This window comes from Pseudomonas rhodesiae (assembly GCF_007858255.1).
Classification (GTDB): Bacteria; Pseudomonadota; Gammaproteobacteria; order Pseudomonadales; family Pseudomonadaceae; genus Aquipseudomonas; species Aquipseudomonas rhodesiae.
Map to the genome: position 1 here is coordinate 43,756 of NZ_VFEU01000004.1, position 25,446 is coordinate 69,201.

General features: G+C 61.8%; 24 protein-coding genes. 8 read left to right on the top strand and 16 right to left on the bottom strand.

Translation table 11 applies throughout. The features are described from left to right. Nucleotides 1–6 precede the first annotated feature (6 nt). Together FIV35_RS07160 and FIV35_RS07165 are read right to left on the bottom strand one after the other, a co-directional pair. Entirely contained in the window at nucleotides 7–303 is a 297-nt protein-coding gene (locus FIV35_RS07160; RefSeq protein WP_034138778.1) for a BolA family protein, read from the bottom strand. 6 nt (nucleotides 304–309) lie between these two features. After that, nucleotides 310–825: a DUF2059 domain-containing protein gene (locus FIV35_RS07165; protein ID WP_032885944.1), complete on the bottom strand. Its 516-nt coding sequence runs from the start codon at nucleotides 823–825 to the stop codon at nucleotides 310–312. A 195-nt stretch (nucleotides 826–1,020) separates the two neighbouring features. Between FIV35_RS07165 and FIV35_RS07170 the strand changes: the two genes are divergently transcribed. Beyond that, nucleotides 1,021–2,409, top strand: a complete 1,389-nt coding sequence (locus FIV35_RS07170) for a class II fumarate hydratase (protein ID WP_034099307.1) — start codon at nucleotides 1,021–1,023, stop codon at nucleotides 2,407–2,409. Here the strand turns inward: FIV35_RS07170 and FIV35_RS07175 are convergent. The 3 genes from FIV35_RS07175 to pap form a co-directional block, all read right to left on the bottom strand. Continuing rightward, nucleotides 2,406–3,362 carry a DMT family transporter gene (locus FIV35_RS07175; protein WP_034138779.1) on the bottom strand — a complete coding sequence of 319 codons (957 nt, stop codon included), beginning with the start codon at nucleotides 3,360–3,362 and terminating at the stop codon, nucleotides 2,406–2,408. The genes FIV35_RS07170 and FIV35_RS07175 overlap by 4 nt on opposite strands. 114 nt (nucleotides 3,363–3,476) lie before the next feature. Next, nucleotides 3,477–4,661, bottom strand: a complete 1,185-nt coding sequence (locus FIV35_RS07180; RefSeq protein ID WP_034138780.1) for a thiolase family protein — start codon at nucleotides 4,659–4,661, stop codon at nucleotides 3,477–3,479. A 189-nt stretch (nucleotides 4,662–4,850) separates the two neighbouring features. Beyond that, nucleotides 4,851–6,365, bottom strand: a complete 1,515-nt coding sequence (gene pap / locus FIV35_RS07185) for a polyphosphate:AMP phosphotransferase (protein ID WP_034138781.1) — start codon at nucleotides 6,363–6,365, stop codon at nucleotides 4,851–4,853. A gap of 152 nt (nucleotides 6,366–6,517) precedes the next feature. Here pap and mnmC point away from each other — a divergent pair, with 152 nt between their 5' ends. The 5 genes from mnmC (at nucleotide 6,518) to FIV35_RS07210 (ending at nucleotide 13,789) form a co-directional block, all read left to right on the top strand. Then, on the top strand, nucleotides 6,518–8,506 hold the full coding sequence (mnmC, locus tag FIV35_RS07190; protein WP_034138782.1) for a bifunctional tRNA (5-methylaminomethyl-2-thiouridine)(34)-methyltransferase MnmC2/FAD-dependent 5-carboxymethylaminomethyl-2-thiouridine(34) oxidoreductase MnmC1: 1,989 nt from the start codon (nucleotides 6,518–6,520) through the stop codon (nucleotides 8,504–8,506). Between the two features lie 188 nt (nucleotides 8,507–8,694). Beyond that, the gene (locus FIV35_RS07195; RefSeq protein ID WP_034138783.1) at nucleotides 8,695–10,467 is read left to right on the top strand and encodes an N-acetylglutaminylglutamine amidotransferase; all 1,773 of its coding nucleotides are present in this window, start codon (nucleotides 8,695–8,697) and stop codon (nucleotides 10,465–10,467) included. A gap of 3 nt (nucleotides 10,468–10,470) precedes the next feature. Beyond that, the gene (gene ngg, locus FIV35_RS07200) at nucleotides 10,471–12,204 is read left to right on the top strand and encodes an N-acetylglutaminylglutamine synthetase (RefSeq protein WP_034138784.1); all 1,734 of its coding nucleotides are present in this window, start codon (nucleotides 10,471–10,473) and stop codon (nucleotides 12,202–12,204) included. A 113-nt stretch (nucleotides 12,205–12,317) separates the two neighbouring features. Beyond that, a complete protein-coding gene (locus tag FIV35_RS07205) occupies nucleotides 12,318–13,502 on the top strand; it encodes an osmoprotectant NAGGN system M42 family peptidase (RefSeq protein WP_034099320.1) in 1,185 nt (394 codons plus the stop codon). Nucleotides 13,503–13,561: 59 nt separating this feature from the next. After that, the gene (locus FIV35_RS07210) at nucleotides 13,562–13,789 is read left to right on the top strand and encodes a YheU family protein (RefSeq protein ID WP_003192759.1); all 228 of its coding nucleotides are present in this window, start codon (nucleotides 13,562–13,564) and stop codon (nucleotides 13,787–13,789) included. 10 nt (nucleotides 13,790–13,799) lie between these two features. Here FIV35_RS07210 and csrA read toward each other — a convergent pair whose 3' ends face one another. Both csrA and FIV35_RS07220 read right to left on the bottom strand, forming a co-directional pair. Beyond that, nucleotides 13,800–14,003 (bottom strand): carbon storage regulator CsrA, encoded by a 204-nt coding sequence (gene csrA / locus FIV35_RS07215; RefSeq protein WP_034099321.1) that lies wholly within the window; start codon nucleotides 14,001–14,003, stop codon nucleotides 13,800–13,802. A 313-nt stretch (nucleotides 14,004–14,316) separates the two neighbouring features. After that, entirely contained in the window at nucleotides 14,317–15,132 is an 816-nt protein-coding gene (locus FIV35_RS07220; protein ID WP_034138785.1) for an SDR family oxidoreductase, read from the bottom strand. Nucleotides 15,133–15,461: 329 nt separating this feature from the next. On the opposite strand from FIV35_RS07220, the gene FIV35_RS07225 reads away from it, so the two are divergent. Further along, entirely contained in the window at nucleotides 15,462–15,614 is a 153-nt protein-coding gene (locus FIV35_RS07225) for a DUF3309 family protein (RefSeq protein ID WP_003192767.1), read from the top strand. A gap of 55 nt (nucleotides 15,615–15,669) precedes the next feature. On the opposite strand, the gene FIV35_RS07230 is transcribed toward FIV35_RS07225, so the two are convergent. From FIV35_RS07230 to FIV35_RS07250, 5 genes are all read right to left on the bottom strand, one after another. After that, nucleotides 15,670–17,757 carry an LTA synthase family protein gene (locus FIV35_RS07230; protein ID WP_034138786.1) on the bottom strand — a complete coding sequence of 696 codons (2,088 nt, stop codon included), beginning with the start codon at nucleotides 17,755–17,757 and terminating at the stop codon, nucleotides 15,670–15,672. Between the two features lie 270 nt (nucleotides 17,758–18,027). Continuing rightward, entirely contained in the window at nucleotides 18,028–18,219 is a 192-nt protein-coding gene (locus tag FIV35_RS07235; protein ID WP_003172956.1) for a PLDc N-terminal domain-containing protein, read from the bottom strand. A gap of 67 nt (nucleotides 18,220–18,286) precedes the next feature. After that, nucleotides 18,287–18,817, bottom strand: a complete 531-nt coding sequence (locus FIV35_RS07240) for a hypothetical protein (protein ID WP_034138787.1) — start codon at nucleotides 18,815–18,817, stop codon at nucleotides 18,287–18,289. Between the two features lie 41 nt (nucleotides 18,818–18,858). Beyond that, nucleotides 18,859–19,371, bottom strand: a complete 513-nt coding sequence (locus tag FIV35_RS07245) for an ankyrin repeat domain-containing protein (protein ID WP_034099327.1) — start codon at nucleotides 19,369–19,371, stop codon at nucleotides 18,859–18,861. A 112-nt stretch (nucleotides 19,372–19,483) separates the two neighbouring features. Then, nucleotides 19,484–21,310 (bottom strand): long-chain-acyl-CoA synthetase, encoded by a 1,827-nt coding sequence (locus FIV35_RS07250; RefSeq protein ID WP_034138788.1) that lies wholly within the window; start codon nucleotides 21,308–21,310, stop codon nucleotides 19,484–19,486. Nucleotides 21,311–21,705: 395 nt separating this feature from the next. Here FIV35_RS07250 and FIV35_RS07255 point away from each other — a divergent pair, with 395 nt between their 5' ends. Further along, nucleotides 21,706–21,984 carry a DUF3509 domain-containing protein gene (locus tag FIV35_RS07255; protein ID WP_003172952.1) on the top strand — a complete coding sequence of 93 codons (279 nt, stop codon included), beginning with the start codon at nucleotides 21,706–21,708 and terminating at the stop codon, nucleotides 21,982–21,984. A gap of 60 nt (nucleotides 21,985–22,044) precedes the next feature. On the opposite strand, the gene FIV35_RS07260 is transcribed toward FIV35_RS07255, so the two are convergent. The 4 genes from FIV35_RS07260 to aroC all read right to left on the bottom strand — a co-directional run bounded on the left by FIV35_RS07260 (nucleotide 22,045) and on the right by aroC (nucleotide 25,362). After that, nucleotides 22,045–22,314, bottom strand: coding sequence for a response regulator transcription factor (locus FIV35_RS07260; RefSeq protein ID WP_034099331.1), 270 nt, complete (start codon nucleotides 22,312–22,314; stop codon nucleotides 22,045–22,047). 210 nt (nucleotides 22,315–22,524) lie between these two features. Further along, a complete protein-coding gene (locus FIV35_RS07265) occupies nucleotides 22,525–23,031 on the bottom strand; it encodes an acireductone dioxygenase (protein ID WP_034138789.1) in 507 nt (168 codons plus the stop codon). Beyond that, a complete protein-coding gene (locus FIV35_RS07270; protein ID WP_034138790.1) occupies nucleotides 23,028–24,185 on the bottom strand; it encodes an MFS transporter in 1,158 nt (385 codons plus the stop codon). Before FIV35_RS07270 ends, FIV35_RS07265 begins: the two co-directional genes overlap by 4 nt. 85 nt (nucleotides 24,186–24,270) lie before the next feature. After that, on the bottom strand, nucleotides 24,271–25,362 hold the full coding sequence (gene aroC, locus FIV35_RS07275) for a chorismate synthase (protein ID WP_034099336.1): 1,092 nt from the start codon (nucleotides 25,360–25,362) through the stop codon (nucleotides 24,271–24,273). Between the last annotated feature and the right edge of the window lie 84 nt (nucleotides 25,363–25,446).

A 25,446-nucleotide genomic window follows, 5' to 3' on the forward strand; every position in this document is an offset into this window, starting at 1 on the left:
GCCACATTACGCGTGCCCGCCAGCGCAGGTCGGCGAGGCCGGCGCTGCGTCGATGGTCGCCCATTCTTCGAGCGTGTAGGTGTGCAGCGCCAGCGCATGAAACTCGCTCATCAGGTCACCCAATGTGGCGTAGACCTTTTGATGGCGCTTGACGCGGTTAAGCCCGGCGAACTGCTGGCTGACCAACACTGCCTTGAAGTGGGTCTGCAACCCACGGCTGTGCATATGGCTTTCGTCCAGCACGCTCAGGTGATCCGGGGCCAGGGCGGCAAGCGCCGTTTCGATACGCTGTTGCATAGTCATTGCTGCTTACTTCTTCTTGGCCGGTGCGGCTTTTGGGGTCAGCTCGTTGGTCATGTCTTCCAACAGCTTGTTGACCACCGGTACGGCGCTTTCCAGTTTGGCCTGGGTCATCTGAGCCGATTGCTGGGTCAGTTGCGGCATTTTTTCCAGGACTTTCTTACCCAGCGGCGACTGGTAGAACGCGACCAGGTCCTTGAGTTCGGATTCGCTGAAGTTGGTGGTGTAAAGCTTGACCATGTCCGGCTTGAGCTTCGGCCAACCGATGGCCTGGTCCAGGGCGGCATTGGCCTTGGCCTGGTAGCTGTCGAGCACCGATTGCTTGGCGGCGGGCGCCTTGGTCTGCTCGAAACGCTGGGCGAACATTTGCTGCACTTGCATGTACACCGGGGTACCCAGCTTGTCGGCATGGGCCAGGGTCAGGAAGGCTTCGGCACTGGCGTTGTGGCTGGCGGTATCGGCAAAAACCTGGCCGCTGGCGCAAACCAGAGCAACCGCGGTACAGATGGCACGAAGACGAGTCATCGAGTTTCCTTTCTAGCTGGCGAGGTAAAACCCCAAGGGCGACCATTCTGCGCCTAAAAAACCTCGCGGCTCAACCCCACCCCTTGTCAGCCCTGGTTTTGCGGGGCGCAGACGCCAGTGAAGAAAGTTTGTGGAACCCATCTGCGTGCCCAGGGCCTAAACTGACCTCTCTCGACTGGATAAGGAGGATGCACGATGAGCCGTATCGAAACCGACAGCCTGGGCGACGTAGAGGTGCCGGATGACGCCTACTGGGGTGCGCAGACCCAGCGCTCGCTGGTCAATTTCGCGATTGGCGAGCAACGCATGCCCCTGGCGGTTCTGCATGCCCTGGCCCTGATCAAGAAAGCCGCGGCGCGGGTCAACGACCGCAATGGCGACTTGCCCGCCGACATCGCGCGCCTGATCGAACAGGCCGCCGATGAGGTGCTCGACGGTCAACACGACGATCAATTCCCCCTGGTGGTGTGGCAGACCGGCAGCGGCACCCAGAGCAACATGAACGCTAACGAAGTCATCGCCGGCCGCGCTAACGAGCTGTCCGGCAAGACCCGTGGCGGCAAGAGCCCGGTCCACCCCAACGACCATGTGAACCGCTCGCAAAGCTCCAACGACTGCTTCCCCACAGCCATGAGCATCGCCACCGTGCAGGCGGTGCATCAACAACTGTTACCGGCGATCACCTACCTGTCCGGCGGCTTGGCGGAACTCTCGGCGCGGCATATGAACCTGGTGAAGACCGGCCGCACCCATATGATGGACGCCACGCCGATCACCTTCGGTCAGGAAATCTCGGCGTTCATCGCCCAGCTCGACTATGCCGAAAGAGCTATCCGCAGCGCCCTGCCCGCCGTGTGCGAGCTGGCCCAGGGCGGTACGGCGGTGGGCACCGGGCTCAATTCCCCTCAGGGTTTCGGCGAGGCGATGGCTTCCGAGCTGGCGGCGCTGTCCGGGTTGCCGTTCGTTACCGCGCCCAACAAGTTTGCCGCGCTGTCCGGCCATGAGCCCCTGGTGACCTTGCACGGCGCGCTGAAAACCCTGGCCGTGGCGCTGATGAAGATTGCCAACGACCTGCGCCTGCTGGGCTCGGGCCCGCGCGCCGGGCTGGCCGAGGTGAAACTGCCGGCCAATGAACCGGGCAGTTCGATCATGCCGGGCAAGGTCAACCCCACTCAGTGCGAAGCGCTGTCGATGCTGGCCTGCCAGGTGCTGGGCAACGACGTGACCATCGGCATCGCAGCAAGCCAAGGGCACTTGCAGTTGAACGTGTACAAGCCGGTGATCATCCACAACTTGCTCGAATCGATCCGCCTGCTGGCCGATGGCTGCAACAACTTCCAAGAGCATTGCATCGCCGGGCTTGAACCGGATGCCGGGCAGATGGCCGAGCACCTGGAACGCGGTTTGATGCTGGTCACTGCGCTCAACCCGCATATCGGCTACGACAAGTCGGCGCAGATCGCCAAGAAAGCGTACGCCGAGGGCCTGACGCTACGGCAAGCGGCGCTGGACCTGGGCTACCTCACCGACGCCGAGTTCGACCAGTGGGTGCGCCCGGAAAACATGCTGGAGGCGGGGCATTAAGGCGCCATGCGCAATCGCCGGGCCTTGAGCCCGGCGAACAACGACGGCGCCAGGGCAACCGCCGCCGAGCCCAATACCACCACCACCGCGCCGAAATAGCCGAGGGCGTTGATCTCTTCGGCCTGCACATAGTCGGGCCACAGCCACGCCGCCAGCGCTACCGCGACGAAGGTCACCAAGGGCGTGAGCGCCAGGGTCGCGCTGACCCGCGACGCCTCCCAATGGGCCAGGGCTTCGGCGAACGCGCCGTATGCCACCAGGGTGTTCATGCAGCACGCCAGCAGCAGCCAGCCTTGCAGCAGGCTCAGTTGCAGGGCTTCCAGCGGATGCGCCCAGGGGGTCAGCAGCACGGCGCAGCAGAGATAAATCACCATCATCACCTGCAACGAATTCCACACCGTGAGCAACTGCTTTTGGCCCAGTGCGTAGAACACCCAGATGGAGGTGGCGAGCAGCACCGTCAGTACACCGGCGGTATAGGCGCCGAGGGAGGTAAGCAACTCCGTCAGCCGCTGGTTGAAGAACAGCCCGAACCCGACAATCAGCACCACCAGGCCAATCACCTGGCCCAGGCTGAAGCGTTCCTTGAACACAAACACACTGGCGATCATCAGAAAGATCGGGCCCATTTGCACCACCAATTGCGCCGTGCCGGGGCTGAGCAGCTTGAGGCCCACCAAATACAACACGTAGTTGCCCACCAGGCCGCACACCGCCATGGCCACCAGCCAACCGCCCTTGGGACCCAACACCTTGCGACTGGGCAAGCGCTTGGTGGCGGCCAGGTAAACGAACAGGCAACTGCCGGCCACCGTCAGGCGAAACCAGGTCACCGTGATCGGGTCCATCACTTGCAATACTTGCTTGAGTTTGATCGGCAAAATGCCCCAGAGCAGCGCGGTCAGCAGGGTCAGGAAGAAACCGTAGACCCAGCGGCCGGAAGAGATATGCATGAGTGCCCCAAAAAATGCCAGAGGTGGAGGAGCGGCCATTCTAGGGGCAAGCGCACGCATTGGGATACGGTGCTGTTTAACGGTGGGAGAGGCCTCGCCCCTCCCACCTGTGGGTTAGCGCACGGCTTCGAACAAGCCGGTGGCGCCCATGCCGCCGCCCACACACATAGTGACGATGCCGTAACGCAGGTTGCGCCGCTGCAACTCGCGCACTAGGTGACCCACTTGCCGCGAGCCGGTCATGCCGAACGGATGACCGATGGAGATCGATCCACCGTTGACGTTGTATTTGGCGTTATCGATGTCCAGGCGGTCCCGTGCGTACAGGCACTGCGACGCGAATGCCTCGTTGAGTTCCCACAGGTCGATGTCCGCCACTTGCAGGCCCTTGGCCTTGAGCAACTTGGGCACCGAGAACACCGGGCCGATGCCCATTTCGTCCGGCTCGCAACCGGCGACGGCGAACCCACGGAAAAACGCTTTGGGCTTGAGCCCCAGCTCCAGAGCCTTGTCCAGGCTCATCACCAGGGTCATCGAGGCACCGTCGGAGAGTTGCGAGGAGTTGCCCGCCGTCACCGAACCGTCTTCGGCAAATACCGGTTTCAACCCAGCCAGGCTCTCCAGGGTGGTGTCGGGACGGTTGCAGTCGTCACGGTCGACCACGCCGTCAAGGATCTGCACCGCGCCGGTGTTTTTGTCTTCGACTTTGTACTTGACCGCCATGGCCACGATTTCATCGTCGAACAAGCCGTCCGCCTGGGCCTGGGCCGTACGTTGCTGGCTTTGCAGGGCGTAGAGGTCCTGGGCTTCGCGGCTGACGTGGTAGCGCCGCGCGACGATCTCGGCGGTCTGGCCCATGGGAAAGTAGATGCCCGGCACTTGCTCCTTGAGCAGCGGGTTGATCAGGTTATCGGTGTTGACGCTTTTCATGGTCAGGCTGATGGACTCCACGCCGCCGGCAACGATGATGTCGCTGCAGCCGGAAGCGATCTGGTTGGCCGCGATCGCGATCGCCTGCAACCCCGAGGAACAGAAGCGGTTGAGGGTCATGCCTGCCGTGCCGGTACCCAATTGCGAGAGCACCGCCACATTGCGCCCGATGTTGTAGCCCTGGGCGCCCTCGTTGGAACCGGCACCGACGATGCAGTCTTCCACACTGGCCGGGTCGAGGCCGTTGCGGCTCAGCAGCGCGTTGACGCAATGGGCCGCCATGTCATCGGGACGGGTCTGGTTGAATTTGCCGCGAAAGGACTTGGCCAGGCCGGTTCGCACGCTGTCGACGATCACTACTTCACGCATGGGCTACCTCGATCTTGTCATTGTTGGGAGATGGATCGAGGATAGATCCGCACCTGCCAGACCGCGATGATCATTCATCCGGCGTATGCAAAAGCATGGCTCGGCGGGGGCGCTGAGGAGGTGATGAGCCCGCTCGCCACAGCAAGCCAGCTCACCACCACGCGGTCCGGTCTGTCATACAGGGCGTGATTATTTTTTGGTCTTTTTATCGTGCTTTTCGGACTGGGCAAACGCATCCTCCAACGCGCGGTTGATGGTGCGCAGCACCTTGACCCGCGCCCAGCGCTTGTCATTGGCTTCCACCAATGTCCACGCCGACACCTCGGTGCTGGTGCGGTCGACCATGTCGCCCACGGCGGTGCGGTAGTCGTCCCACTTGTCGCGGTTGCGCCAGTCGTCTTCGGTGATTTTGAAGCGTTTGAATGGGATCGACTCGCGCGCCTGGAAGCGCTCCAGTTGGGTGTCCTTGTCGATGGCCAGCCAGAACTTGACCACGATCACCCCGGCATCGCGCAGTTGCTCTTCGAAATCGTTGATCTCGCCATAGGCGCGCATCCAGTCCGCCGAAGTGCAGAAGCCTTCGATACGCTCCACCAGCACGCGGCCGTACCATGAGCGGTCGAACACGGTGAACATGCCGCGCGCCGGGATTTTCTGCCAGAAGCGCCACAGGTACGGCTGGGCTCGTTCGTCTTCGCTCGGCGCGGCAATCGGCACGATGTGGTACTGGCGCGGGTCCAGCGCCGCCGCCACGCGACGGATGGCGCCGCCCTTGCCCGCCGCATCGTTGCCTTCGAACACCGTGACCAGCGCGTGCTTGCGCATGCGTTTGTCGCGCATCAAACCGGAGAGGCGCGCCTGCTCGGTGATCAGCTGTTCTTCGTAATCGTCTTTGTCCAGGCGCAATGTCATGTCGAGGCTGTCGAGCAGGCTCTTGCGGTCCACCGAGGCCACCAGCGGCGCGGGGTTCATGCCGCTGCTCCTGGCCTTGGCCATTTTCAGAGCGTTTTGCAAGCCTTCGAGGAGGATCTTGCCCACGGTCAGGCCACGGTAATACGGGTCGACCCCTTCGATCACATGCCAGGGCGCATAGTCGCGGCTGGTGCGGCGCAGCACGCGCTCACCGAAATGCACGAACTTGTCGTAGGTTTGGGACTGTTGCCAGTCCAGCGGGCTGATGCGCCAGCTGTGCAGCGGGTCGTCGGCCAGGGCCTTGAGCCGTGCCTTCATTTGCTTCTTGGAGAGGTGGAACCAGAACTTGAAGATCAGCGCGCCTTCGTCGCAGAGCATTTTTTCCAAACGTTCGGCGCCGGCGATGGCCTGGTCGAGCCGGGCATTCTTGATCTGGCCGTGTACGCGGCCTTGCAGCATCTGGCTGTACCAGTTGCCGAAAAACACCCCCATGCGGCCCTTGGCAGGCAGTTGGCGCCAGTAGCGCCAGGCCGGTGGGCGCGCCAATTCTTCGTCGGTCTGCTGATCGAAGGTGCGCACCTCGATCAGGCGCGGGTCCATCCACTCGTTGAGCAACTTGACCGTTTCACCCTTGCCCGCCCCTTCTATGCCGTTGATCAGCACGATTACCGGGAAGCGTTTTTGCTGGTGCAGTTCGTACTGCACCTCCAGCAAGGCTTCGCGCAGGGCCGGGACTTCGGCGTCGTAGATGGCTTTGTCGATGGCGTGACCGATTTCGGCAGATTCGAACATGGGCGGCTCCGTTCCAGAAGTGAGCAAGACTAGCGGATTGGGCAACGCCGTGCGGAAGGAAATTCAACGCGCCCTTGCTGTGGGTCAATTCAAATGGGGTTGATCGGCTAGAATGGCCGCCTTGCTTTCGCCTGCTTAGTTATGAGCCGCCCATGACCTCCGTATCGCCCAATGCCCAGCTCGACTGGGACGCAGAAGGTCGCCCGCATTCGCGGGTGTTCGACGACGTGTATTTCTCCGACCAATCGGGCCTGGAAGAAACCCGCTACGTGTTTCTGGAACAGAACCGCCTGCGCGAACGCTTCGCCGCCCTCAAACCGGGGGAGCGCCTGGTCATCGGTGAAACCGGCTTCGGCACCGGCTTGAATTTTCTCTGCGCCTGGCAGTTGTTCGAGCAGCACGCCTGTGCCGACGCGCGCCTGCACTTTATCAGCGTGGAAAAATACCCTCTCACCCACGCCGACCTGCAACGCGCCCTCGCTCTCTGGCCGCAGCTGCAACCGTTCGCCGCGCGTTTGCTGGCGCAGTACCACGCCATCCATCCCGGTTTTCAACGACTGCTGCTGGACAGCGGCCGCGTGACCTTGACCCTGCTGATCGGCGATGCCATGGAGCAATTGCCGCAACTGGACGCCCAGGTCGACGCGTGGTTTCTCGACGGGTTCGCCCCGGCCAAGAACCCCGACATGTGGACCGCCGAGCTGTTCGCCGAACTGGCGCGGCTGGCGGCCCCTGGCTCGACCATCAGCACCTTCACCAGCACCGGCTGGGTGCGACGCTTGATCAATGCCGCCGGGTTCAAGATGAAACGCACGCCAGGCATCGGGCATAAATGGGAGATCCTGCGCGGCGAGTTTCTCGGCTGGCCGGCCGACACAGCGGCGCCAGCACCGATCAAACCCTGGTTCGCGCGCCCCGCGCCGGTCTACGGCGAACGCAGCGCGTTGGTGATCGGCGGTGGCCTGGCCGGTTGCACCACCGCCGCCAGCCTCGCCGCGCGCGGCTGGCGCGTGCAATTGCTGGAGCGCCACGCGGGCCTGGCCGAGGAAGCTTCGGGCAATCCCCAGGGTGTGCTGTACCTCAAGTTATCGGCCCACGGCACCGCGTTGTCGCAGTTGATCCTCAGCGGGTTCGGCCACACCCGGCGCCTGCTCGAACACCTGCACCGTGGCGTCGACTGGGACGGCTGCGGCGTACTGCAACTGGCCTTCAACGCCAAGGAAGCCGAACGCCAGGCCCAACTGGCAGCGGCGTTCAGCCCGACGCTGTTGCATGTATTGGACCCGGCCCAGGCCCAGGCCCGGGCCGGGGTGGCATTGGAACACGGTGGGTTGTTCTTCCCCGAAGGCGGTTGGGTGCACCCGCCGGCGCTGTGTGAATGGCAGGCACGGCACCCGTTGATCGAGGTGTTGCAACACCGTGACGTGCTGGCGCTGCAACAGGTCCAAGGCCAGTGGCAGGCCCTCGACGGCGACACCGTACTGGCCAGCGCCAGCGTGGTGGTGCTGGCCGGCGCCGCCGAAATCAAGCGCTTCCCGGCCAGTGCCGAACTGCCGCTCAAACGCATTCGCGGGCAAATCACCCGCTTGCCGCAGACCGTCGCCAGCCAAGCCCTGGCCACCGTGGTCTGCGCGGAGGGCTACGTGGCTCCACCGCGTTTGGGCGAGCACACCCTGGGAGCCAGCTTCGATTTCAAGAGCGACGACCTGGCGCCGACGCACGCCGAACACCTGGGCAACCTGGACATGCTGCGGGAGATCTCCGAAGACCTCACGCAGCGCCTGAACGCCGACCAACTGCCCGTTGAACAGCTGCAAGGCCGCGCCGCGTTCCGTTGCACCAGCCCCGACTACCTGCCGATTGTCGGGCCACTGGCCGAGCGCGGCGCGTTCGACCAGGCTTATGCCGCCCTGCGCAAGGATGCACGCCAGATCCCCGCCACTGCCTGCCCGTGGCTCGACGGCCTGTACATCAACAGCGGCCATGGCTCGCGCGGTTTGGTCACGGCGCCGCTGTGTGCGGAACTGCTGGCGGCCTGGCTGGATAACGAACCGTTGCCACTGCCGCGCAGCGTGGCCGAAGCTTGCCATCCGAACCGTTTCGCCTTGCGCACGCTGATTCGTGGCAGCGGCGCGTCATAACCCCAGCCACCCTGTGCTGCCATCCCCACCGCGCGGCCAATCAAGGCCGCGTGGGCCGACAAGGCCCATTGCCTTATAACGTATTGTTCTAAAACTCCCACAATCTGCTCGGGTCAGTCTCTGGGTACCCGCCGTTTTGGCGCGCGGTACTTCTATCCCTCCCCAACGGAAAAACCGGTAAGGAATTTATGTGCGGATTAGCTGGTGAGTTACGTTTCGATGCCCAACCTGCCGACCTGGCTGCGGTTGAGCGCATCACCCATCATTTGGCGCCACGCGGCCCTGACGCGTGGGGCTTCCATGCCCAAGGGCCGATTGCCCTGGGCCATCGCCGCCTGAAAATCATGGACCTGTCGGATGGCTCCGCCCAGCCGATGGTCGACGCTCAACTCGGGCTGTCCCTGGCATTCAACGGCGCGATCTATAACTTTCCGGAGCTGCGCGAGGAACTTGAAGCCCTCGGATACGCGTTCTATTCCGGAGGCGACACCGAAGTGCTGCTCAAGGGTTATCACGCCTGGGGCGAAGCGCTACTGCCCAAGCTCAATGGCATGTTTGCCTTCGCCATCTGGGAGCGCGACGCGCAGCGGCTGTTTATCGCCCGCGACCGCCTTGGCGTGAAGCCGTTGTACCTGTCGCGCACCGGCCAGCGCCTGCGCTTTGCCTCGGCATTGCCGGCGCTGCTCAAGGGCGGCGATATCAACCCAATCCTCGATCCGGTGGCGCTCAATCACTACCTGAATTTCCACGCCGTGGTGCCAGCGCCGCGCACCTTGCTGGCGGGCATCGAGAAGCTGCCTCCGGCCAGTTGGATGCGCATCGACGCCCAGGGCAACATCGAGCAGAAAACCTGGTGGACCCTGCCCTACGGTCCCCATGACGATGAGAAACACCTGACCCTGCAAGACTGGACCGACCGTGTACTCGACAGCACCCGCGAAGCCGTGGCGATCCGCCAACGTGCCGCAGTGGATGTGGGCGTGCTGCTGTCCGGTGGTGTGGATTCGAGCATGCTCGTGGGGCTGTTGCGTGAAGTCGGCGTGCAGGACCTGTCGACATTTTCCATCGGTTTTGAAGATGCCGGCGGTGAGCGCGGCGACGAGTTCCAGTACTCGGACCTGATCGCCAAGCACTACGGCACGCGCCATCACCAATTGCGCATTGCCGAAAGCGAAATCATCGAGCAACTGCCGGCGGCGTTCCGCGCCATGAGCGAGCCGATGGTCAGCCACGACTGCATCGCGTTCTACCTGCTGTCGCGAGAAGTAGCCAAGCATTGCAAGGTGGTGCAGAGCGGCCAGGGCGCCGACGAATTGTTCGCCGGTTACCACTGGTACCCGCAGGTCGATGGCGCCAGCGATCCGTACGCAGCCTATCGCGAAGCCTTTTTCGACCGCAGCTACGACGACTATGCGGCCACCGTCGCGCCCAAGTGGCTGACCGCCAACGACGCTGCCGGCGATTTTGTGCGCGAGCATTTTGCGATGCCGGGCGCCGATGCTGCAGTGGACAAGGCCCTGCGCCTGGACAGCACGGTGATGCTGGTGGACGACCCGGTCAAACGCGTCGACAACATGACCATGGCCTGGGGCCTGGAAGCGCGCACGCCCTTCCTCGACTACCGCCTGGTGGAACTCTCGGCCCGTGTGCCAGGTAAGTTCAAACTGCCCGATGGCGGCAAGCAAGTGCTGAAAGAAGCCGCGCGCCGAGTGATCCCCAGCGAAGTCATCGACCGCAAGAAGGGCTACTTCCCCGTGCCCGGCCTCAAGCACTTGCAGGGCGACACCTTGAATTGGGTCCGTGAACTGCTGCTGGACCCGAGTCAAGACCGAGGCCTGTTCAACCCGGCCATGCTCGATCGTCTGCTGACCGACCCTCAAGGCCAATTGACCCCGCTGCGCGGCTCCAAACTGTGGCAACTGGCGGCGCTGAACCTGTGGCTCAGCGAACAAGGAATCTGATTGATGAAACCTCACGCCGCGGCTTACAGCCAACGTTTGCTGAAGGGCCAGACGCCGACCTATGAGCGCCTGCAAGCCCGCCTGGCCGAAGATGGCAGCCCCCTGGCCGCCGAGCCGATTGCCGTGCATTGCGGCTGGGGCCGCTTGTTGATCGGTCACACCTTCCCAGACCCGTCCAGCCTGGCCCAGGAACTGCTCAAGGAGCAGCCGGGCGAGCGCGATATCGCGCTGTATGTGGCCGCGCCCCAGCAGATTCTGGGGATCGACCCGCAGCAATTATTCCTCGACCCGTCCGACACCTTGCGCCTGTGGTTCAGTGATTACCGCCCGGCCACTCGTGTTTTTCGCGGGTTTCGTATTCGTCGCGTACAGAGCGAGGCGGATTGGCAGGCGGTCAACCGGTTGTATCAAGGCCGCGGCATGTTGCCGGTGGACGCTGAACGCCTCACCCCGCGTCATCAGGGCGGCCCGGTCTACTGGCTGGCTGAAGATGAAGACAGCGGCGCAGTGATCGGCAGTGTGATGGGGCTGAATCATCAAAAAGCCTTCCACGACCCTGAAAACGGTTGCAGCCTCTGGTGCCTGGCGGTCGACCCGCAGTGCACCCGCCCCGGCGTGGGCGAAGTGCTGGTGCGCCACTTGGTCGAACACTTTATGAGCCGTGGCCTGAGCTACCTTGACCTGTCGGTACTGCACGATAACCGCCAGGCCAAGAACCTCTACGCCAAGCTGGGTTTTCGCGCGCTGACCACGTTTGCGATCAAGCGCAAGAACGGCATCAACCAGCCGTTGTTCCTTGGCCCCGGTCCGCAGGCGGAGTTCAACCCCTATGCGCGGATCATCGTTGAAGAGGCCCATCGCCGTGGCATCGATGTGCAGGTGGACGATGCCGACGCCGGCCTCTTCACCCTCAGCCACGGCGGGCGCCGCGTGCGCTGCCGCGAGTCGCTGAGCGACCTGACCAGCGCCATCAGCATGACCCTGTGCCAGGACAAGAGTCTGACCCACAAAGCCTTCAAGGCAGCCGGGTTGAACGTGCCGTCCCAGCAGTTGGCGGGCAGCGCCGACGACAATCTGGAATTTCTCGACGAACATCAGCGCGTCGTGGTCAAGCCCCTCGACGGCGAGCAAGGCCAGGGCGTGGCCGTGGATCTGCAAACCATCGAAGAGGTGCAGCAGGCCATCGAAGCGGCGCGGCAGTTCGACAGTCGTGTGCTGTTGGAGAGCTTCCACGAGGGCTTGGACCTGCGCATTCTGGTGATCGGCTTCGAAGTGGTTGCCGCCGCAATCCGGCGCCCCGCTGAAATCACCGGCGATGGTCAGCATTCCATCGGCGCGCTGATCGAAGCCCAGAGCCGACGCCGCCAGGCCGCCACCGACGGCGAAAGCAAGATCCCATTGGACGCCGAAACCGAACGCACCCTCGCCGCTGCCGGTTATGACTACACCAGCATCCTGCCACGCGGCAAAACCCTGGCCGTGCGTCGCACCGCCAACCTGCACACCGGCGGTTGCCTGGAGGACGTCACCGCAATCCTGCACCCCACGCTGGTGGACGCCGCCGTGCGCGCCGCTCGGGCCCTGGACATCCCCATGGTGGGCCTGGACCTGATGGTGCCCGCCGCCGATCAACCCGAGTACGTGTTTATCGAAGCCAACGAACGGGCCGGCCTGGCCAACCACGAGCCGCAGCCAACGGCCGAGCGATTTGTAGACCTTCTATTTCCACACAGTTAGAAGCCTCGAGTTACAAGCTGCGAGCTTCAAGAGTAGGGCATTACCGGCAAGCCTCAGATACCGCTTTTAACTTGAAGCTTGCAGCTCAACGCTTGCAACTAAAGGAAACCTTTATGACCCGAACCATTCCCGAACCGGATCTCAACTACCTGCAAAAAGTCCTGCTGGAAATGCTCGCCATTCCCAGCCCTACCGGTTTTACCGACACCATCGTGCGGTATGTGGCCGAGCGTCTGGAAGAACTGGGCATTCCATTTGAAATGACCCGGCGCGGCACCATTCGCGCCACCCTCAAAGGTCAGAAAAACAGCCCGGACCGCGCAGTGTCGGCGCACTTGGACACCATCGGCGCCGCCGTGCGCGCGATCAAGGACAACGGCCGCCTGACCCTGGCGCCGGTGGGCTGCTGGTCGAGCCGCTTTGCCGAAGGCAGCCGCGTCAGCCTGTTCACCGACAACGGCGTGATCCGCGGCAGCGTGTTGCCCCTGATGGCCTCCGGGCACGCATTCAACACCGCCGTGGATGAAATGCCAGTGAGCTGGGACCATGTCGAACTGCGCCTGGACGCCTACTGCGCGACCCGTGCCGACTGCGATTCCCTGGGCATCAGCGTGGGTGACTACGTGGCATTCGACCCACTGCCCGAGTTCACCGAAAGCGGACATATCAGCGCCCGTCACCTGGATGACAAAGCCGGCGTCGCCGCCCTCCTCGCCGCGCTCAAGGCGATTGTCGATAGCGGCGAACCGTTGCTGATCGACTGTCACCCGCTGTTCACCATCACCGAGGAAACCGGCAGTGGTGCGGCGGCGGCGCTGCCGTGGGATGTGAGTGAATTCGTGGGTATCGACATCGCGCCGGTCGCCCCCGGTCAGCACTCCAGCGAACATGCGGTGAGTGTGGCCATGCAGGATTCCGGCGGGCCGTACGACTACCACCTGTCCCGGCACCTGCTGCGGCTGGCGGCGGATAACGAACTGCCGGTGCGCCGCGACCTGTTCCGCTATTACTTCAGCGATGCCCATTCGGCGGTGACCGCCGGCCACGATATCCGCACCGCGTTGCTGGCATTCGGCTGCGATGCCACCCACGGCTACGAACGCACCCATATCGACAGCCTTGCCGCCCTGAGTCGTCTGCTGGGTGCGTATATCCTCAGCCCGCCGGTATTCGCCAGCGATGCGCAACCGGCCCAGGGTTCACTGGACCGCTTCAGTCACCAGATCGAGCACGAAACGCAGATGGAGAGCGACACGCGAGTGCCGTCGGTGGACAGCCTGGTGGGTCAAAAGTCCTGACACTGGCAACTGGGGTCCCGGCGCAGTAGGATCGCCGGGATCCAACACCCGAGGCTTGTATGCTGATTCCCTACGATGCACTTGAAGTCGATACCCTGACGCGCCTTATCGAAGACTTCGTGACCCGCGATGGCACCGACAACGGTGACGACACGCCCCTGGAAACCCGCGTGCTACGTGTGCGCCAGGCGCTGACCAAGGGCCAGGCCCTAATTGTGTTCGACCCTGAGAGCGAACAGTGCCAACTGATGCTCAAGCACGACGTGCCCAAGCATCTGTTCGATTGACGGAGGATCTTCAGGGGTTGGGGACTGCCGCCGGGTGTGTGGCGGCAGCTTGGCGTTTGCGGATTTTCTGATGCACCTCGGCGCGATGAACATTCACCCCGGCCGGTGCGTGGATGCCGAACTTCACTTGGTTACCGTTCAACTCGACGATGTGCAGGGCGATTTCATCGCCGATGGCAATGCTTTCGCCTACAGCGCGGCTTAAGACCAGCATGGCGGTTGTCCTTTTTAGAATGACAGAACCCCGACCATGCGCGCCGGATTTAGAAGCATCAATGCCCTGCCACTAAAACAGGCAGGACCTACATCAACTGGTAATTTAGCTGACAGACTAAGTGAAAGATGCAGAGGGGATTTCCCCGCTTTCATAAATCCAAACGCTGACGCCATCGGGGGCAAGCCCCCTCCCACAGTTGGACCTGTTCACAGTTCAAAAGGTGGGAGGGGGCTTGCCCCCGATATGGCTACAGGTAGCTGCACATCTTCGGTGAAAACTTACCCTGAGAGTTGAGGTTCTTGTGGTGAGTTCAGCTTTTGGTTGCCTGCGCTTTGGCGCGCATTTTGTCGGCCATACTGGCCATTTCATCGTAGAGCAGCTGCGGATTCTTCTGCTTCAACGCCCACGCCATTCGCCCTTGCTCGTGGGGCAGAATCATGAATTCTCCCTCGGCCACACGCTGGTAGATGTAATCGGCAATATCCGCCGCCGAAATCGGCGAGCTCTCCAGCAACTTACCGACCTGCGCTTTCATGGCCGGCGTCGGGCCTCGGAACGAGTCCAACAGGTTGGTCTGGAAGAACGATGGGCAGACCACATGCACACCGACCTCCTGCTGCTTGAGTTCCACCAGCAGACTCTCGGACAGCGCCACCACACCGGCCTTGGCCACGTTGTAGTTGCTCATGGCCGGGCCCTGCATCAGTGCCGCCATGGAAGCGATGTTGATGATGCGCCCCTTGCTCTTCTCCAACAGCGGCAGGAACGCCTTGCAGCCCTTGACCACCCCCATCAGGTTGATTGCGATCTGCCAGTCCCAGTCTTCCAGCGACAACTCGGCGAAGAACCCGCCGGAAGCCACCCCGGCGTTGTTGACGATCACATCGATGCCTCCCAGCTTGACCTCGCAAGCCTGGGCAAACGCGGTGAGCTGGCTGTAGTCGCGCACATCGCAACGCTGCACGAAACCATCGCCGCCGGCTTCGCGTACCTGCTTGAGGGTTTCCTGCAGGCCGGGCTCGCTGACGTCCGACAAGGCCAACTGCCAGCCCTCGCGTGCCCAGCGCAGCGCGATTTCGCGACCCAGGCCGGAGCCGGCACCAGTGATCATCATGCGATTTTGCATAAGAAGTAGCCTTGTGGTTCACAGTAGAAGTGATCGGCAGTGTAGCGAAGGTTTCCACGCGCCCCACGCACCATCAGACTGATGAATGCCCCAGGCAAACCCGCGGCCGGGTCCGATACCTCAGCTCTCTCTAAGTTCAATCTTTTTCAACTAAGCAGGGTTTTAGCCACTTATTTAAAAGAAATAACCAGGTTATCGAAATGCTTTAAAAAAACAGGGAATTTTCTGTGAAGCACTACAGTCGGAGTTGTTAAGGCGCCCGTAACTTAGAGTACGGTCCTACCGTTAAATAACCTGTCCTTGCATAAGGCCTATAAGGAAATAAAACCATGAGCCTCATTCTCATCATCATCCTGATTCTATTGCTGGTCGGCGGTCTGCCGGTATTCCCGCACTCGCGTAACTGGGGTTATGGCCCGTCGGGTATTCTCGGCGTGGTACTGGTCGTACTGCTGGTGCTGTTGTTGCTCGGCAAGATATAAAACCGCGGTAAAAAAAAGAGGCCTTCAAGAAGGCCTCTTTTTTATTGCCAGTTAATCAGTCCGGCTTACCGTCCACCACACCGGCGGTGTTATCCAACAGGCTCTTGGTCGCGGTCTGCAGGAACGACTCAAGTTTCTGCTTGAGGGCCGCCTCATCCGAAGACTCCGGAATCAGTTTGCCGGTCGGGTTGGCGCCCAACTCGTACTGCCACAACTTCGGTGGCATTTCCTTGGGCAGTACCAGGATGCGGTCCGCAGTGACCAACGCCACGGTCTGATCGCTGCCCGAAGGTTTGATCACGCCGAAGCCCTTGTCCCCTTCCGGCAGGTTGAGCAGGTCGCGGCCCCAGCACTGGTGCAGGGTTTCCCCACCCAGGCGGCCCATGATGGTTGGCACGATGTCGATCTGCGTCCCCACGGTGTGGTCGCGCTCGCCAAACTTTTCCTGCATGCCCGGCGCAATCATCAGCATCGGCACGTTGAAGCGGCCCAGGTCCATCTCAGTGATTTGCTGTTCGTTGCCGAAGCCGTGGTCGCCGACGACCACAAATAAGGTTTCCTTGAAGTACGGTTCCTTGCGCGCCTGCTCGAAGAACTGGCCCAGGGCCCAGTCGGAGTAACGCATCGCGGTCAAGTGCTCGTTGAGGCTGCCACGGTCAGTGACTTTCTCCACCGGCAACGGCGTCGGCAACGCGTACGGCGTGTGGTTGGACAGGGTTTGCAGCAGCGCGTAGAACGGCTTGCCGCCTTCACGGGCCTTCAGCTCTTGCAGGCCACGGTTGAACATGTCCTGGTCGGACACGCCCCACGTCGGGTCGGAGAACACCGGGTCGACGAAGTCATTGCGGCCAATGAAGTTGGTCATGCCCTGGTTGCTGAAGAAGCCAGACTGGTTGTCCCAGGCGAAGTCGCCGTTGTAGACATACACGTCGTCAAACTTGCGCGCGCTGAGCAACTGCGGCAGGCCCGACAGTTTGTGGCTGCCTTCGGGGGTCTGCATCAGGTATTCGAAACCCGGCAGGTTCGGGAAGCAGGCCATGGTGGCAAACATGCCCTGGTGGGTATGGGTGCCGTTGGAGAAGAAGCGGTCGAACAGCAGACCTTCCTTGGACAATTTGTCGAAGTACGGCGTGATGTTGCCCGGACGGCCCAGCGCGCCCACCGAGTGGCCAGCGAAGCTTTCCATCAGGATCACCACGACGTTCTTGATCGGCAGGGTTTTCTCGGCCGGTGGCAGGAAGGTACGGCGAACGGCGGCGGTGTCGGTATCTACCAGTTTTTCCGTCGGCAGCACCAGCATGTCGCGCACGGTCTGGGTCGCCAGCGGCTGCTCCAGGGTGGCTTTCCAAATATTGGTGCGGTCTTCGGAGAAGCGCGACTTGGCCGCCGCAATCAGTGACAGCGTGCCATTGAGGCCCAACTGGTTAGCGAAGTTGGACTCGGTGGTGTACACGTCGCCCCAGCGCAGCGGCGGGCCCTGGCGCAGGGTGCCACGGGCGGCGACCACGGCCACCAGCAGGCACACCACGAACACGGCGATGCGCGAATACCACGGCGCCACCTGGCGCGTGCCGATGCTGCCGCCGCTGAACGGGCCGCGCGGGCGCGTGGCGCGGTCGGCGCCTTTGAAGGCCATGCTCAGGATCAGCGTACCCACGGCCCACGCCAGCAGGTAACGCACCACCGGGAAACCGTACCAGAGCATGCTCATCACGGTTTTCGGATCTTCCTTCACATATTGGAAGACCAGGCCGTTGAGGCGCTGGTGAAACTCGCGATAGAAGTCCATTTCCATCAGGCCCAGGAACAGGGCGATGCTGGACGCGACGGTCAACCACAAACGGAAGAACCCACGCGCGGCCATCGCGCGCACGCTGAACAGCGCCAGCAACAGCGGAATGCTCAGGTACACCACCAAGCGCAAGTCCAGGCGCAGGCCGTTGCCGAACGCTTCAAGGAAGGTCGAGGCCGGTGTGTCGAGGATCATCTCGCGGTTGTATACCAGCAGCGCCAGGCGCAGCAGGGAGAACATCACCATCATGACCAGTGCGCAGAGCAGCGTGTATGCCAGATGGGATTTGACGGTCGGTTGCAGCAGACGAGTCGAGGCTCGCTGCTGGCTCAGGGCGTCCGGGTTTGCCATGTCGTTTCAGGACCCATTGGAAGTTGAAGTGACGAAGTATTGCGTGGCGCGAATGGTGCCCGATCAAGGCCGGCAAGGCTATTAAATTACTGAACGGGGAGCTTTACCGCGCCTTGATTGGCGCGCAGCTGGAACCGGGGGGGAATTGTCTTGGAGGGAATGTGAAAATTCCGTGCAACGCATATTTCGATACACAAATTTCTAGATCGGACGGCAAGCCCGCGTGGGAGGGAGTGGCTCCCTCTCACACATAGCCCCTGAACGCCGTGGTCAGATCCGCACGTTACCGCGCGGGCCGGCGATCGCCCAGATAATCAGGCCCAGTACCGGCAGCAGCAGGATCAGCAGGATCCACAACACCTTGGCCCCGGTGCTGGCGCCGCTTTTGAAGACGTTGATGATCGCCCAGATATCCAGCGCGAGGATGATCAGGCCGATCAGGCCATTGAACGTGGAACCCATGGTGTCGCTCCTAAGTGAGGGCATGCCCTTGTAGGATAGTCAGCCCCTGCCAGGGTTCCGTTTTATTTCAGACATGTACGGCGATTTTCAGGGCTTCCAGGGACGGCTCGGCCTTTATCCCGACCTCGGCGCACAACTCCAACACCCGTGGCAAGGCATTGCCGTAGACCAGCACCAACTGAATCTCGTCATCCAGCAACTGGCTGAAGTTCACCAGCACATAGCCGCCGTCTTCCTGGCTCAGGGCGCTCATCTGCACCTGGATGCGATTGAGCGCGGTCAGCGCTTCGGTCTTGGCCAGTTGTTTGGCCTTGAGGTTGAACGCCACGCCCGGGCCGAACGACGCGACGATCTGGGCAAACAGGTCGCCATAAGTGTCAGCCTGGAACAGCACCGTGTCCGGCAGGCTGCCGACCACCACCCACTCCCCCAGAGGGATCGGGAAAGTGTCGTCGTAGTTGATATCCGGGTTGGCCGCCAGAAACGCCACCGGATCGGCGTAAGCCTGGGCGGCCTCCTCGGCGATGCGCGCCACCTCATCCTCGCCCATGACGCCGGCGCTGATGTGGCTGATGAGTTCGACGAGGGCGGTTTTCATGGGGCGTTCCTGTTGCGGGCTGATTTTCGAGGGCGCAAAGCCTACACCAGATTCTGCAAACGCGCCGCCGTATCCATCGCGCCCATGGTCTGCGCCGCTGCCAAAGCGGTGGCGCCCTGGGCGTCGGTGGCCTTGGGGTTGGCGCCCTGGGCGAGCAGGTAGTCGAGCATTTCGACGCGATTGAACATCGCCGCCATCATCAACGCGGTGCGACCGTCCGAAGACGCGGCCTCCACCGGCGTGCCGCCTTCGATCAAGGCCTTGACCACGGGCAGGTTGCCTTTGAACGCCGCGCCGGCAATCGGCAATTGGTTCTTATCGTTAGCGATCAACGGGTCGGCCTTGAACTCCAGCAGCACTTTGACCGCCTCGGCGTGACCGTGGTAGGCCGCCAGCATCAGCAAGGTGTCGCCATTGTGATTGCGAAAGTTGGCCGGCAAGCCCTTAGCCAGCAGCGCGGCGAGCATGGCGGCATCGCCTTTGCGAGCCACATCGAAAACCTGCTCGGCAAATTCGGCGGCTTCGTCTTCGGTCATTTGTTTGGGGGCAGACATGGGGGGCTCCTTGGCGGGTGCGATTTCAAGTACTGAATATGGCGCCCAGTGTCGCGACGGAGTTCCCCACTGTCATGGCTTTTTTGTCAAAAGTGTCCATAGACACACTCAATCAATAGCGGAAATGGCCACCCTGAATCTGCGCCAATAGCTCGCCAGTGATCGGCACGTAACCATCCGACCCCGGCAGCCAGGCATACACCGGGTCGTTGCCCGCCTTGGCCGGGTCGAAAGCCTCTTCCTTGAGCCGCACCTTCTGGTACTTGAATGTGCCGGTGGTTTCCATCTGCACCTTGATCCGCAGGAACAGCGGCACTGCGTAAGGGGGCAACTGGCCGTGGGCGAATTGCAGCAGTTCACGCATGTCCAGCGCGGCCAGGGACTCGCTGGGGGTGATGGCGACCATGCCGGCGCGGCCATTGGTGTTGTCGATTTCCACTCCGTAGGCCACCACTTCGGCAATCTGCGGGTGTTGCAGCAGGACGTTTTCGACTTCGGTGGTGGAGACGTTTTCCCCTTTCCAGCGATAGGTGTCCCCCAGGCGATCGACGAACTGCGCGTGGCCGAAACCGATGCTGCGTAATAGATCGCCGGTGTTGAAGTACCGGTCGCCCGGTTCGAAGACGTCAGTGAGGATGACCTTGCGGTTTTTTTCTGGGTCGGTGTAGCCGTCGAACGGCGACTTGTCATCGATCCTAGCCAACAGCAGCCCCTGCCCGCCCGTCTGGACCTTGCGCATGAAGCCATCGCTGCCACGGATCGGTTCGCCGCTGTCGTGGGCGTAGTCCACCAGCGCCCAGTGTTGCAGGCAAAAACCGATGGTGTTGTCGAAATTCAACACATTGGTGAAGCCGATATTGCCGTCGCTGGCGGCGTACAGCTCGCAGATATGAGCCACGCCATAGCGCGCCTTGAACTGCGCCCACACGCCGGGGCGCAGGCCATTGCCGACCATCTTGGTGACGCGGTTGTCGCGGTCGTTTTCGCTGGGCGGCTGGTCGAGCAGGTAACGGCACAGCTCGCCCACGTAGCCCAGGGTGGTGGCATTGAACTTGCGCGCATCGTCCCAGAACTGACTAGCGCTGAACTTGCGACGGATGGCGAACCCCGACGCGCCGACAATCGCCGAGCCCCAGCACACACATAGGCCGGTGGCGTGGTACAGCGGCAAGGTGCAATACAGGACGTCGTCGGGGCCCATGTCCAGGGCGATGCGGCCGAAACTCACGGCGGTCTTGGTCCAGCGTCCATGTTTCATGATGCCGGCCTTGGGCAGGCCAGTAGTGCCGGAGGTGTAGATATAGAAGCAGGGGTCGTTGAAGAACACCTGAGCGGTGCTGGCAGGGTTAGCCTGCGAGCAGTCGGCGCTGGCTGCGATCAGGTCGACATAGCCCTCGGGCAGCGGCGCTGGCGACTGATCAGGCACGAACCATGTCCGTTCGGCCTGGATCGGCACCTGATCGCGCACCGCGTCATAAGCACCGAGCAATTCCGCGCCCACCACGATCGCCACCGGGCTGACCAGGTTAAGGCTGTGCACCAGCGTCGCCTGGGTTTGCGCGGTGTTGACCATCGCGCAGATGCCGCCCAACTTGGCCACGGCCAGTACGCACAGCAATAATTCCGGGCGGTTTTCGATAAACAGCGCCACCACATCGCCCTTGCCGATGCCTTGGGCGTGTAAGTGGTGGGCGATCCGATTGGCCTGTCGATTGACATCGGCGTAACTGAGCACGCGGTCGCCGTACAGCACCGCGTTGCCGTCGGGGTTGCGCAAGGTGGCTTGCTCGAACTCCCAACCCAGCCCGCAAGGTTGGCCGGGGTCGGTGATATTCGCCGCGCGCATGCCGCGCACCACGCGCGGCAAAGCGCGAACAATGGCGGGCACCTTACGCAACATCTTGCCCCAGGTGATCATGTCGTCATGCGGAGGGTTCATGGCGGAACGTCCTTTTTCTTATTCTTCGTATGATCCGCACACAGCAGCATCACCGTAGGAAGCTGCTAAATGCCTTGCAGGAAAATACGTCAGCCCTTCTTCAGCTGTACACGCAGGATTTGAAAAGTTTTGTATCCCGACGGATGCGCTCGGGAAAAAGGGAATTTAGCCGCGCTTAAACAGTCTTTAAACGTAATGAGGCGCCAGTGGCACCGCGCCGGGTAACGCAAAATGCAGGATGCATGATGGCCATTCATGCAAATTGCACGAAAACGAAAATTTCTATTTTTTATAAAACGCTGATTTATAAGGATTTTTTAGTATTCGTTAAGCTGGCACAAACGCTGCACCTATCACTCCATGCTTGCCCACTTGAGCCAATGGAGCTGATAAACATGAGCCTGATCCAAGATAAATTCGCTTCGGTATTTTCCAACTACGACGTCACCACTCAGCCTCGCCCGGACGGCGGCATCCTGTTGACCTTGCGTAACAGTGAAGGCAAGCAGGTCAAACGCTCGATCTCTTATCAGCAACTGCATACTGCCGACCAACTGACCTGGGTGATCAGCGCCATCCGTCGTGACCTGGCTGAGCAAGCCAGTGAGCTGCCGCAGATCTCCATGCTGCAAAGCCAGAATCGCTTCGCGCTGCCGACCTACCACTCCGCGTAAGTCAGCCGTGCACAAAAAGGGCCGCGACGCCGTTGAGCGTCGCGGCCCTTTTTTATGGGCTTAACACAGGCCCTGGCGCGCGGCTTCGTTCATGGCCTGTACGCGGTTGTTGACCTGCAACTTGCCGTAGATGTTGCGCAAGTGGAACTTCACCGTGGCCTCGGAGGTGCAGCGAATCTGGCTGATCTCCCAGACGGTCTTGCCTTCGGAAGCCCATCGCAGGATTTCCAACTCCGACGGCGTCAGCGGCTTACCCCATAAATTAAGGCGTCTTCTGACGGCATTGGGCACGGTATACGACGACTCAAACGACTCCTCTGGGCGATTCATTGCGTCTCTCCTTTTTATTGGCTAATGCCCGATCACCCTTCGGATTCCTCCTATTGACAGGTGACATAAACACTGAGGCCGCAGAAGAGTTACACAACCCATGCACGTCGTGGGCAGGGGTCCGCATAAACAGCAGAGCCCTACAGATAACTAAGCCACTTCCCACAGCAATTTCAAATTTGCCGGGGTTGAAGATCCTATTCGTAGAGGTTAGTCGTCCAAACCCGGAAAGCGTTCGGCGAGGGTATCGCCCGTCAACGCAGGCTTAGCGCCCTCGGCACTGTTGAACAACCGCAGCATGACAAAATGCCCATGCTCGCCCTGATCAAACCAATGCGCCATGCCGGCCGGAATCATCAACAGATCGTTTTTTTCGCAGCGTACGCTGTAGACGTAATCGCCGACATGCAGGCTGAACAGCCCCTGCCCCGCGATAAAGAAGTGGGCGTGGGCTTCGCGGCAACGTTGCTCGGCAAGCGGCGGGCGTTGGTCGATGACGTTGAGCACCTCGACGTTGGCATACCCCAGATCATTGATCGGCGCCTTATACGCCTCGATCAGCGCGCTATCGGTGGCGCCCTTCTCGATCGCGGCCGGTTGCCAGCGCTCGAAGCGCACGCCGTGCTCGGCCAGGGTGCTGGCGATATCGTCGAGATGGGTCAACACCTTGTTCGGCGTATCCGGTGTAGCGACGTGGTAGACGGCGACATAACTCATTGAAGGGTTCCTTGGTTCTGCTCGTGCAATCGAAAGCCGATGATAACGGCCGCGGCCAGGGCGGCGACGCTGGCAAGACTAAAGGTGAAGGTCGGGCCCAGCAGGTTCCAGCTGTAGCCGGCATACAGCGCGCCCAAGGCTCCGCCGGTGCCGGACAATGCGGCGTACAGCGCCTGGCCCTGGCCCTGTTGTTTAGCCCCGAAGCTGCGCTGCACAAAGGCAATCGCCGCCGCATGGAAACTGCCGAAGGTCGCCGCATGCAGCACCTGCGCCAGCAGCAGCACCCAAAAGAATTCGGCCAATGTGCCTAGCAATACCCAGCGCAGCGCCGCCAGCAGAAAACTCGCCAGCAGCACCCGGCGCAGCGAAAAGCGCGTAAGGATACGGCTCATGCCCAGAAACATCAGCACTTCGGCCACCACTCCCAGCGCCCACAACAACCCGATCACACCCCGGCTGTAACCCAAGTGTTCGAGGTGCAAGGTCAGGAACGTGTAATACGGGCCATGGCTCATCTGCATCAGCGCCACACAGACGTAGAACGCCAGCACGCCGGGGCTGCGCAGTTGCTTGAGGAATCCGTCCCCGGCCAGGCGATTGCCGTGGTTGGCCGGCTGTGCATTCGGCACCCACAGGCTGGCACCGATGATGCCGGCCATGATCACCACGACCACCACCGGGTAGATGTCCAGGCTCAGCCAGTCGAACAGGCGGCCCATGATGACCACGGTAAGAATGAAACCGATGGAGCCCCAGAGGCGGATCTGGCTGTAGCGCGAGGTGTGTTTTTGCAGATGGGCCAGGGTGATCACTTCAAACTGCGGCAGCACTGCGTGCCAGAAGAACGCATGCAGCGCCATCACCAGCGCCAGCCAGGCATAGGTGTGGCTGACGAAAATCAGCGAGAAGCTCAGCAATGTGCACACCGCGCCAAAACGCACGATGGCCAGGCGGCGGCCGGTGTAATCCCCCAGCCAGCCCCACAGGTTCGGGGCCACGCAGCGCATCAACATGGGGATGGCCACCAGCTCGCCGATGCGCGCGCTGGAGAACCCCAGGTGATCGAAGTACAGCGCCAGGAACGGCGCGGTGGCGCCCAGCAGGGCGAAGTAGAACAGGTAGAAGCTGGAAAGGCGCCAGTACGGGATCAGCATGGTGTGGGGGGCTGCTTCGCAGCCCGGCGCGAGCAAACTCGCTCACCACAACAATTTTGCTTACCACAGCCAATATTGCGGACGGTCACAGCTGGCCCAGTACCGGGGTCGTCACCTGCACGTCGGCGTTCTGCCCGCGATTGCGCAGCAGGTGGTCCATCAGCACGATGGCCATCATCGCTTCGGCGATCGGCGTGGCGCGGATGCCGACGCAGGGGTCGTGACGGCCTTTGGTGATCACGTCCACCGGGTTGCCGTGCACGTCAATCGAACGGCCCGGAGTGGTGATGCTGGAGGTGGCCTTGAGTGCCAGGTGCGCGACGATGGGCTGACCGGACGAAATACCTCCGAGAATGCCACCCGCGTTATTGCTGAGAAACCCTTGGGGCGTCAGCTCATCGCGATGCTCGGTGCCGCGCTGGGCGACACAGGCGAAACCGGCGCCGATTTCCACGCCCTTGACCGCGTTGATGCTCATCAGCGCGTGGGCCAGCTCAGCGTCGAGGCGGTCGAAAATCGGCTCGCCCAGGCCCGGCTTGACGCCTTCGGCGACCACGGTGATCTTGGCACCGACCGAGTCCTGGTCACGGCGCAGCTGATCCATATAGGCCTCCAGCTCCGGGACTTTGTCCGGGTCGGGGCAGAAAAACGCGTTGTCTTCCACGCTGTCCCAGGTCTTGAACGGGATTTCAATCGGGCCCAACTGGCTCATGTAGCCACGGATCAAGATGCCCTGGGTCGCCAGGTATTTCTTGGCGATGGCCCCGGCCGCCACGCGCATGGCGGTTTCCCGGGCCGAGCTGCGGCCGCCGCCACGGTAGTCGCGCTCGCCATATTTGTGGTGGTAGGTGTAGTCGGCGTGGGCCGGGCGGAACAGGTCCTTGATCGCCGAATAGTCCTTGGACTTCTGGTCGGTATTGCGAATCAGCAGGCCGATGGCGCAGCCGGTGGTGCGACCTTCGAACACGCCGGAGAGGATCTCGACCTCGTCGGGTTCCTGGCGCTGGGTGGTGTGGCGGCTGGTGCCGGGTTTGCGGCGGTCGAGGTCACGCTGCAGGTCGTCCAGGGTCAACTCAAGGCCGGGCGGGCAGCCGTCGACAATGGCGACCAACGCCGGGCCATGGCTTTCGCCCGCGGTGGTGACAGTGAACAGCTTGCCGAAGGTATTGCCGGACATGCAGGGCGCTCCGTGAAATCAGTTGTAATCACTCAGGGGTGATAACCAAGCGCGCCAGTATACGCGGGCACACCGACTAGTTCA

Coding starts and splice junctions, on each gene's coding strand:
- FIV35_RS07160 (WP_034138778.1), bottom strand. CDS start 303: ATGACTATGCAACAGCGTATCGAAACGGCGCTTGCCGCCCTGGCCCCG.
- FIV35_RS07165 (WP_032885944.1), bottom strand. CDS start 825: ATGACTCGTCTTCGTGCCATCTGTACCGCGGTTGCTCTGGTTTGCGCC.
- FIV35_RS07170 (WP_034099307.1), top strand. CDS start 1,021: ATGAGCCGTATCGAAACCGACAGCCTGGGCGACGTAGAGGTGCCGGAT.
- FIV35_RS07175 (WP_034138779.1), bottom strand. CDS start 3,362: ATGCATATCTCTTCCGGCCGCTGGGTCTACGGTTTCTTCCTGACCCTG.
- FIV35_RS07180 (WP_034138780.1), bottom strand. CDS start 4,661: ATGCGTGAAGTAGTGATCGTCGACAGCGTGCGAACCGGCCTGGCCAAG.
- pap (WP_034138781.1), bottom strand. CDS start 6,365: ATGTTCGAATCTGCCGAAATCGGTCACGCCATCGACAAAGCCATCTAC.
- mnmC (WP_034138782.1), top strand. CDS start 6,518: ATGACCTCCGTATCGCCCAATGCCCAGCTCGACTGGGACGCAGAAGGT.
- FIV35_RS07195 (WP_034138783.1), top strand. CDS start 8,695: ATGTGCGGATTAGCTGGTGAGTTACGTTTCGATGCCCAACCTGCCGAC.
- ngg (WP_034138784.1), top strand. CDS start 10,471: ATGAAACCTCACGCCGCGGCTTACAGCCAACGTTTGCTGAAGGGCCAG.
- FIV35_RS07205 (WP_034099320.1), top strand. CDS start 12,318: ATGACCCGAACCATTCCCGAACCGGATCTCAACTACCTGCAAAAAGTC.
- FIV35_RS07210 (WP_003192759.1), top strand. CDS start 13,562: ATGCTGATTCCCTACGATGCACTTGAAGTCGATACCCTGACGCGCCTT.
- csrA (WP_034099321.1), bottom strand. CDS start 14,003: ATGCTGGTCTTAAGCCGCGCTGTAGGCGAAAGCATTGCCATCGGCGAT.
- FIV35_RS07220 (WP_034138785.1), bottom strand. CDS start 15,132: ATGCAAAATCGCATGATGATCACTGGTGCCGGCTCCGGCCTGGGTCGC.
- FIV35_RS07225 (WP_003192767.1), top strand. CDS start 15,462: ATGAGCCTCATTCTCATCATCATCCTGATTCTATTGCTGGTCGGCGGT.
- FIV35_RS07230 (WP_034138786.1), bottom strand. CDS start 17,757: ATGGCAAACCCGGACGCCCTGAGCCAGCAGCGAGCCTCGACTCGTCTG.
- FIV35_RS07235 (WP_003172956.1), bottom strand. CDS start 18,219: ATGGGTTCCACGTTCAATGGCCTGATCGGCCTGATCATCCTCGCGCTG.
- FIV35_RS07240 (WP_034138787.1), bottom strand. CDS start 18,817: ATGAAAACCGCCCTCGTCGAACTCATCAGCCACATCAGCGCCGGCGTC.
- FIV35_RS07245 (WP_034099327.1), bottom strand. CDS start 19,371: ATGTCTGCCCCCAAACAAATGACCGAAGACGAAGCCGCCGAATTTGCC.
- FIV35_RS07250 (WP_034138788.1), bottom strand. CDS start 21,310: ATGAACCCTCCGCATGACGACATGATCACCTGGGGCAAGATGTTGCGT.
- FIV35_RS07255 (WP_003172952.1), top strand. CDS start 21,706: ATGAGCCTGATCCAAGATAAATTCGCTTCGGTATTTTCCAACTACGAC.
- FIV35_RS07260 (WP_034099331.1), bottom strand. CDS start 22,314: ATGAATCGCCCAGAGGAGTCGTTTGAGTCGTCGTATACCGTGCCCAAT.
- FIV35_RS07265 (WP_034138789.1), bottom strand. CDS start 23,031: ATGAGTTATGTCGCCGTCTACCACGTCGCTACACCGGATACGCCGAAC.
- FIV35_RS07270 (WP_034138790.1), bottom strand. CDS start 24,185: ATGCTGATCCCGTACTGGCGCCTTTCCAGCTTCTACCTGTTCTACTTC.
- aroC (WP_034099336.1), bottom strand. CDS start 25,362: ATGTCCGGCAATACCTTCGGCAAGCTGTTCACTGTCACCACCGCGGGC.